6 protein-coding genes are annotated in these 8991 nt (G+C 53.3%); 4 read left to right on the top strand and 2 right to left on the bottom strand.

The window, feature by feature from the left end:
- Positions 1–30: 30 nt before the first annotated feature.
- A complete protein-coding gene (locus ACEW8P_RS14745) occupies positions 31–1392 on the bottom strand; it encodes a TolC family protein (RefSeq protein WP_373513842.1) in 1362 nt (453 codons plus the stop codon).
- Between the two features lie 96 nt (positions 1393–1488).
- Between ACEW8P_RS14745 and ACEW8P_RS14740 the strand changes: the two genes are divergently transcribed.
- Together ACEW8P_RS14740 and ACEW8P_RS14735 are read left to right on the top strand one after the other, a co-directional pair.
- Positions 1489–3129, top strand: coding sequence for an amidohydrolase (locus ACEW8P_RS14740; RefSeq protein ID WP_373513841.1), 1641 nt, complete (start codon positions 1489–1491; stop codon positions 3127–3129).
- 165 nt (positions 3130–3294) lie between these two features.
- Positions 3295–4116 carry an ion transporter gene (locus ACEW8P_RS14735; protein ID WP_373513840.1) on the top strand — a complete coding sequence of 274 codons (822 nt, stop codon included), beginning with the start codon at positions 3295–3297 and terminating at the stop codon, positions 4114–4116.
- 106 nt (positions 4117–4222) lie between these two features.
- Here ACEW8P_RS14735 and ACEW8P_RS14730 read toward each other — a convergent pair whose 3' ends face one another.
- Positions 4223–7303 carry a PVC-type heme-binding CxxCH protein gene (locus ACEW8P_RS14730; protein ID WP_373513839.1) on the bottom strand — a complete coding sequence of 1027 codons (3081 nt, stop codon included), beginning with the start codon at positions 7301–7303 and terminating at the stop codon, positions 4223–4225.
- Between the two features lie 177 nt (positions 7304–7480).
- Between ACEW8P_RS14730 and ACEW8P_RS14725 the strand changes: the two genes are divergently transcribed.
- Entirely contained in the window at positions 7481–8242 is a 762-nt protein-coding gene (locus tag ACEW8P_RS14725; protein ID WP_373513838.1) for an SDR family oxidoreductase, read from the top strand.
- A gap of 165 nt (positions 8243–8407) precedes the next feature.
- Positions 8408–8991: hypothetical protein (locus tag ACEW8P_RS14720; protein ID WP_373513837.1), on the top strand; the 584-nt coding region annotated here is incomplete at its 3' end.

Genomic DNA, 8991 nt, shown 5'->3' with positions numbered 1-8991 from the left:
CTTTGGTACTTAGGCACACAGGTACTCCAATTACATTCTCACCTCCTCCAACAGCCCTCCGCTCAGCCTAAGTAGTTCTATCTCCGCCAATTTCGCGTTGTATTCGGCTTCGATGAGGCGGGTTTCGGCGGCGACGGTGTTGCGCTGCACTTCGCGGAATTCGTAGGAAGTAGAGTTGCCTACCTTATAACGTTCAAAGGCAATTTCGACATTTTGACGGGCTAGTTTGGTATTGGCTTCTTCGAGGGCCACGAGTTGAAGACTGTTCCGGTACCTGAGCAGCGAACGGTCGAAGGCCGCCAATAGTTGATTCCGTACGTCCGATTCCTGGTCTTCCGTGATGAGGGAATTGATCTTGGCGTTCTGGATTCTCCGGCGTTGATTGAAGCCGTCGAAGAGGTTGACCGACACCCGCGCCCCGTAGCTCCAAATATCGTTTCGGCCTTTTTTGAGGCCGAATCCGGCCTGATTGTTCGAGGTCGTATAGGCAAATCCGCCCAGCAGGTCAACCTGCGGCAGTTGCTGCGCTGAGAGGGCCTTGATGTTAAGTTCCGCAAGGCGGCGTTGTTGGGCGGCAAACACAAGATTTGGGTTTTGGGCCAGAAGGTTTTGCCGCAAATCGTCGACCGAAATATCCCGCCGGGCAATCACGGTGTCGGGTACCGCAAAATCTTCGCTTGTATTTCTGGCCAGCAGTGCGTTCAGGTCTATCTTGGCGTTGTCCAGCGTCTGTACCTGCGCGATGTAGGCGGCGGTGTCGCCGTTGTAATCCACCTGGGCATTAATAAAATCCACCTTCGATCCTCTACCCACCTCGTAAAATGCTTTGGCGAGTTCCAGACGGTCATTCGATATATCCAGCGCGTTCCGCAACGCCCGCACCCGCTGGTATTGCCGGATGATTTCGTAGTAGGCCGAACTGATGTCAGCCACCGTGTTCTCGATGGTGATCTTGGCATTGGTACGGCCAGCCTGCTCTAGTTCTTCCAAGCGGTCGCGTGCAACAAACATACCCAGGCCGTCGAAAATCGTCCAGTTGAGCGATACCCCGGTGTTGGAGTTGTTGTTGTTTACACCCGAGCGATCGATGGGAGCTTGCAGAGCGTTGAAGAATTCCTGCCGCAAGTGGCTGTTCGTGAAGTTCTTTTGCGCCGCCACGTTGAGCGAGGGTAGAAACCCCGCGTTGCCCAGCGTGTTATCGTTTTCGGCAATTGAAATTCGTTTTTCCGAAATTCTGATCGCGTAGTTTTCCTCCAGAGCGATGGCTATGGCTTGCTCGAGGGTAAGGATGTTTTGGGCAAAAGCATTTGGTGTAATGATGCCAAGCAGAAAGGTCAGAATGGCACAAATTCTGAACCTGACAATAAATCGAGTAGCTGTTTTCGATCGCATGAATTTGGTATTGTGGGTATTCCGGGATTAATTTAACATTCGCTTCACAAGAATACTTAATTGTTCTGACAAACCACCCTCAAACCACGTCAACTTATGCGCAAGGCCCGAATTTTAGTATTCGTTTGTTTTATTATCCCAATTTTTCTTTGGCAGTGTCAGACCAAAGATCGCGTGGATTTGATTCTGCATAATGGGGTAGTTTACAGCGTAGATTCGAGTTTCACCAGCCAGGAAGCATTTGCCGTAAAAGACGGGAAGTTCGTGGCCGTTGGCAGTAGCGAAGATATCCTGAACCAGTACGAGGCCGACTCCGTCATCGACGCGGGCGGACAGGCCGTTTTTCCCGGATTGTACGACCCACACAGCCATTTCATGGGTTTGGGCGGAAAACTCAATGCCACCGATTTGGTCGGTACTACTTCTTATGCCGAAATCGTGGAGCGGCTCAAGGCTTTCCGTGCCGACCATCCCGACCGCGAATGGCTCATGGGCCGTGGCTGGGACCAAAACGATTGGGACGACACACGTTTCCCTGACAAATCTTTACTGGACGAGGCATTTCCCGATATTCCGGTCTATCTCACCCGCATTGACGGCCACGCGGCTTTGGTCAACTCAAAGGCTCTGGAAATGGCCGAGGTCAACGCGTCGAGCAAGGCGGAAGGCGGATTGGTGCAATTGAAAAATGGTCAGCCAACGGGAATTTTGGTAGATAATGCGCAGCGACTCATTGGCCGCGTCATTCCGGCGGCTACGCAGGAAGAAAAGCGTCAAATGTTGAAAGCCGCCGAGAAAGCCTGCCTCGCTTTGGGTCTGACGACCGTTTCCGACGCCGGACTCAGCCGCACCGACATCGACCTCATCGACGAGATGCACAAGGAGGGTAGTTTGAAAATCCGCGATTACGCCATGATTAGCGTCAGCCCCGAAAACCTGGATTACTACCTACTCAAAGGCCCTTACCAAAGCGATCGCCTGACGGTACGCTCGTTCAAAATCTACGCCGATGGCGCATTGGGTTCGCGCGGGGCCTGCCTGCTCCAACCCTACGCCGACGACGCCTCGACAGGCTTCCTGCTGACGCCCGCCGCCACGATGGACGGGTACTTTGCCCGCATCGCCGACAGCGAATTCCAGGCCAATACCCATTGCATTGGCGACTCGGCCAACCGCCTCGTGCTCGATTTGTACGGAAAGTACCTCAAAGGCTCCAACGATCGCCGTTGGCGTATCGAACACGCCCAAATCGTGTCGAAGCCTGACGTTGCCAAGTTCGGTAAGTACTCGATTATCCCTTCCGTGCAGCCCACTCATACTACCTCCGATATGTATTGGGCCGACGAACGCCTTGGCCCTGAGCGGATCGCAACGGCTTACGCTTTCAAAGATTTAATGAAGGAGAACGGCTATATCCCGCTCGGCAGCGACTTCCCGGTAGAGGCCGTCAACCCGCTCTTCGGCTTTCACTCCGCCGTGGCCCGCACCGACGACAATAACTACCCCGACGGCGGCTTTCAAATGGAAAACGCTCTGACTCGCGAAGAAGCCCTGCGCGGCATGACGATCTGGGCCGCCAAAGCCAACTTTGAAGACCGCACGCGCGGCAGCATCGAGCCCGGCAAATTCGCCGACTTCGTGATTTTGCAAAAAGACATTATGAAAATCCCGCTGACCGAAATTCGGTCGGTGCAGGTAGTCCGGACGGTAGTGGGGGGAGAAACGCTGTTTAAATGATGTATAATTGTTGAATCGTGTAATCGTGTAATCGTGTAATCGAACTTATTATGAATCAATAACTTGAACAAATAAATAACACGCCAGATCAACATCACCGCGACGGCGCGGGGCGGCCCGTTCCGACCGTTTCAACGATTACACAATTCAACAAATCAACAACAAATGTCTACTTTCCGCAAAAGAGTCCACTATACGCTGACGATCAGCACGCGGGGTAAGAAGGGGTTCCCTTTGATGGTGAATCTTTTTATTATCGGGCTGATTGCGCTCAATTCGTTGGCGATCATTATGCACTCGGTGCCGGAGATTCGTGAGCACCCCCTGCTGGAGCAGTTGTTCATCGACTTCGAGATTTTCTCAGTGCTGATCTTTACGGTTGAGTACGTGCTGCGGGTATGGGCGAGCGTGGAGAGCAAAGAGTATAGCGATCCTTTTTGGGGACGGGTGAAATTCATCTTTTCGGGCTGGGCGCTGGTAGATTTGTTCGCTATACTACCCTTTTACCTCACCTTCTTTTACGCCGACTTCGGGCTGATTCGGATGCTGCGCATTCTGCGGCTGGTTCGGCTGTATCGCCTCACTAAGTACTCGCGCGCCCTGCACATGATCAAAACGGCAGTGCGTTATACCAAGGAAGAGCTCATCCTGAGCTACACCTTCCTCCTCTTCGCGATGTTGATTGCTTCCAGTATCATCTACTACATCGAGCATCCGGCTCAGCCGGAGGTTTTCAATAGCATTCCGACCTCAATTTGGTGGGGTGTGGTTACGATGACGACACTAGGCTACGGCGATATGGTACCAATTACCCCTTTGGGGAAAGTCTTTGGTGGCTTCATTTCCATCCTCGGTGTGGCGCTTTTCAGCTTACCGACGGGTATCCTGGCCTCCGGCTTCATCGAGCAAATCAACGAAACCAAGCGCAGCGCACGCACCGCCAAGACGGTAAAGTGCCCGCATTGTGGGGAGGAGGTGAAGGTGTAGAGGGGGCAAAAGGGTTAATGGTCAACAGTGAAGCGGCGGTTTACGATTTCTTTTGATATAGATCGAAATCCGCGTATCGTTAACCATTAACCCTTTTTAAAACAATTTATTTTTTCAAGCTGCCCAAATACTCCACCAATCCTGTCAGTTCCTCGGTACTCATGGCTTCGTGCAGGCCCGCCGACATCATGGAGTCGTCGAGTTGCTTCATTGACTTGACATTAGTCATCTTGTATTCCTGAGTGCTGCCGCCGGGGAATTTCATAATGAGGTCGGTTTCGGTTTTGCTGGCCACAATGCCCGTGACGGATGAGCCGTCCTTGAACTTCACCTCCCAACCCTCATAGCCGAAGCTGATGCCCGCGCTAGGGTAAAAGACCGCCATGTACTGGCCTTCCTTGGGTAGTTTGCTGCCAATTTCGGAGAGTTTGGGACCGAAGTCCATGCCCTCGCCATTTACCTGATGGCATACCGCACAGTACATTTTGAATACTTCTCTGCCCTTCGCTGCGTCACCTTTCATCTTCACGAGCTCGGGCATGGCCGGGTGCTTGGTGACACTAGCCGTTGCTCCGCCGGGCAGATACTTTGCGGCTTCCATGCGCACCGACTTCCGCCAGGCACCGTTGACACTTTGTACAGCCGCAGTTTTCAGGTCTTTGGGGAGTTTGTCCTCCCTTAACAATTCTAAAACCAAATCTTCACCACCACCACTACCGCCGATGGCCTTTACTGCCTCGCGGCGCACTTCCATTGGATGTTTTGTATTGAGAGCCACCGTTTTCAGGATATCCAGCGACTCTTTGCTTCCTACACTGCGAATAGCGGCAAGCGCAGCACCTGCTTTCTTGGTATCAGTTCCTTTTACAGCGTTCCAAACCATCGGAGAGCCGCCCTGTGCCAGCAGAATTCGGCCTGCATCCCGGCCGACGCCTTCATATGGCTTAGAGGTGGCCAAGTCAAACAGCCGCTTGTTCTCAGAAGTAAGACCGTAGCGATCCATAAGTTCAATGTACTCTGTGGTGCCGTAGGTCGAGTCTAGTAGCTTTTGTAGTGCAGCCAGGGCGCGGGGTGTTTTCTTGACAAAATCAGGGTCGAGGTGGCGTAGGGCGAGTTTGTTGATCTCAGTTTGGTTGGCTGCTTTGCCTTCCATGATTCTCAGCAAGGCTTCCGACTTCTCCTTCCCGCCGGGATTGAAGTCGAAGGCCCGGAAGTACCGCAGGCGACTTTCCAGATCCACTGATGGGTCGCCCGCCAGCGAGGCCAGCAGCGGCACCGACTCGGCGGTGCGGGCCCGCCACACGATATCCTTACCCGCGGCGGTGGCCAATGGGTTTTCCCCCGCTCCTTCTACCCAAGCTGAGAAGAAGCGATCCCATTGTCCTTCGGCACCAATGCCGAGCGCTTCGAGGTACCATCGGTCTCTGCCGTCGTACTGGTTGGCCAGTTCCGCCCAGATTTCAGCGGCTTTTTCTGATTTATTGTCATGCAGAGCCAAAATGCACTCGCGGCGCACCTGCGGATCGGGGTCGTCGGCCAGTTGGGAAATGGTAGCAATGTGGTCACCGGGTAGTTCCAGCGTGGCTCGCAGGGCGGTAATGCGCAAATCGGGGTTGAAGTCCTTCAAAGCTTTTTTCAAACTAGGGGAAGCTGTGCCTTCGATTTTGCTCAACAACCACAAAGCCCGCGCCCGCATCCGGGGGTTGGTACTTTCATCGTTGAAAAGCTTGCTGAGCTGGGATACCGCCGCCTTGTCCATTTTTCTTAGCGCATTCCAGGCCATGTAACGCACCGACATGTTAGGGCTTTGCAGAGCCTCCACTGCACTGGCAGCATTGGTGACGTCCACCGTTGGAATGCGGTAAGCCGTGTTGGCCGGGGCCACGCGGAAAATGCGGCCCCGCTTTTGATCCCCCGCCTGGTGGCCGCCCACGCCGGGATCGTACCAGTCAGCTACGATGAGCGAGCCATCGGGTGCCACGCAAACGTCCGAAGGCCGGAACCACTGGTCGCGCTTGCCTTCCAGCACATTTTCGATTTTGGCGGTGTAGCCCGCGCCGTCTTTATTTACTACATAAGAGCGTACTATGTTGGGTCCGGCATCGCAGTGAATCATCTGATCCTGAAACACTTTGGGCAGCATACGACCCTCGTACACAATCATACCGGTGGGCGAACCCGCGCCCGTTTGCAGCAAGTTAGGAACTACACCGGGGTCATTCAAGTGCCAGTGGCGCTGGGGAATAGAATCCTCCATATTGGTGCGGTTGGCGCGCCAGCCCGCTTTGGTGATTTCATCCTTATAGCCATAGTTTCCGTAAGGCATCACGTAGTTGATACGTACGCCTTTGTTGCCATCGTCGTCATTGTCCGACTGCCACATGGTGCCATAGCTGTCGATGGCCACCTCGAAATTATTTCGGAAGTTATTGCCTAGAATTTCGGCGTTGGTAAAGTCAGGATCGCAACGGAAAACCATACCTTCCTGATTTTTCTTGAAATCCAGCGGCTTGCCATCCTTACCAACAACGGGCTTTCCCTTACCGTCGAGCAGTTGACCGCCCGCGTTGCCGAAGTTGAAGTATAGTTTGCCATCCGGCCCAAAGACGAAAGCGTGCATACCATGGTCATGCTGTTCACCTTCGATTCCTTCAAAAATCACCTCTTTCTTGTCAGCTTTGTCGTCGCCGTCGGTGTCAGTGAGCAGCCACACGTAGGGGCTTTGTGACACCAATACCTTATTGCCCATAACGAGAATGCCCAGTGGCGCGTTCACCTCCGGGCCCTGGTAGAAAACTTTGCTCTTATCGGATTTACCGTCGCCATCGGTGTCTTCCAGAATCACGATGCGGTCGCCTTCCGAGTTGGTGGGGTTGCCGTTGATGGCGGGGCGGTAGTTGTAGGCTTCACAGACCCACACGCGGCCCCGGTGATCCACGTCGATATTGGTAGGGTTAGTGATCGTCGGCTCCGCCGCGAAGAGATTGGCTTCCAGCCCTTCGGCCACGGTTAGTCCGGCCACAGCGTACTGTGGGGATCGTTTCTGCGCTTCGGTCAGGTCATTGTAGAGCGTGTCGAGTGCAGCCCCGCCCATGCGGCTGGGATTGGTGTTTTGGTAAGAAGCGGCCAGGAAACCCAGCGCAACGATACTCAAAAAAACGAAGTAAAAGGGTTTGGTAAATCTCATCGGTCAGGTAGGTTATTTATTTTAAAAGCCAAAGTCCGTGTCTTCTTGTAAGAACAGCTTGTACATTAAAGGTAAAAAAGCATAGTTTTCTCCCTTTTTAATGAAATAAATTTTAGGTTTAGGTAAAATGTTTAAAATCAACCCCAACTCTTACACCAAAAATCATTACCACATAAAATGAAAAATTGGGATCTCAAAGGAAAAAAAGCCCTCATCACGGGCGGCACTAAAGGCATCGGTGAAGCCTGCGCTCAACTGATGGCCGAGGCGGGAGCCGAAGTGATGGTGCTGGCCCGTGGCGAGGAGGACATCGAAAGCATGAGTGCCGAAGCCGCTGAAAATGGGCTTTCCATCGTGGGCAAAGCCTTCGACATGGCCGAGCCGCAAGTAGCCGGGCGTATCATCGAACACGTTCAGCAAACCTGGGGGAAGCTGGATATCCTGATAAATAATGCGGGCATGAACATCCGTAAAGCCACAATGGCCTACGCCGACGACGAGTATGACCTCATCATGCAGGTGAATCTACGGTCAGTGTTCGAGTTGAGCCGGGCGGCATATCCATTGCTCAAAGCAAGCAAAGGCTGTATTGTCAACATGAGTTCGGTGTCGGCGCTGACGCACATTAGCAGCGGCTCCATTTACGGCATGACCAAAGCCGCCCTCACCCAACTCACCCGCAACTTGGCCGTCGAATGGGCGATGGACGGCATTCGTGTCAATTGCATCGCCCCCTGGTACATCGAAACGCCCCTCATCGAAACCGTGCTGGCCGACGCCGAGAAACTCAAAGGCATCATCGCCCGCACCCCCATGCAGCGGCTGGGCCAGCCCGAGGAAGTAGCCGCCGCCGCTTTGTTCTTGAGTTTGCCCGCCGCCAGCTACATTACCGGGCAGTGCCTGGGGGTAGATGGTGGGTTTATTATCAATGGGTACTAACAATTTTGACGGGATTGCCCGCGCGGTGAGAGAATGAGAGAATTTAGCTCTTTTTGAATTGAGGACGCACTTTCTTCATATCTTTAGAGCTCTTACATTTAAATCCGGTTTGCATATTTGACGTAAACGAGAACAAATAAAAAACTAATCAACCCAATATCAGAGATGAAAAAACTACTGATTGCCTCATTTGCTGCTTGCCTGGTGATTCCCACCGCCCAAGCCCAGACTTCGCCTGCGCCCAGCACGGAGATGCAAATTAAAACCGCCATGCTCGCTGCTCCTGCCGACAAGCGCGACGGCGCCAAAGTGTACGGCTACGGGGCCGATGGGCAGTTTAAAATCCTGCGCGAAGGTACCAATGACCTCATCTGCCTGGCGGACGATCCTGGTAGCAAGGGTGTCAATGTGTCCTGTTACCACGCCAGCCTGGAACCATTTATGGCGCGGGGTCGGGAAATGAAAACGGACAAGAAATCTTCCAAGGAAGTTTTTGATATGCGGGAAGAAGAGGTAAAATCCGGCAAGCTGAAAATGCCCGAAGCCCCTGCTACCCTTTTTGTGTATTCAGGAAAGGATGAGGACTACGACGCCACCAAGGGCGAGATGAAAGACGGCTACCTGCGCTACGTAGTGTACATTCCCTACGCCACCGCCGAAAGTACCGGACTACCTTTGAAACCCGAAGGCCCGGCGATGCCGTGGATTATGGATCCCGGCACGCACCGGGCGCACATCATGATCAATCC

The sequence above is a fragment of the Persicitalea sp. genome, from assembly GCF_041751555.1.
Taxonomy (GTDB): domain Bacteria; phylum Bacteroidota; class Bacteroidia; order Cytophagales; family Spirosomataceae; genus Persicitalea.
The sequence above is the reverse complement of the archived record's forward strand: the minus strand, read 5'-3'. Positions and strand labels throughout refer to the sequence as shown.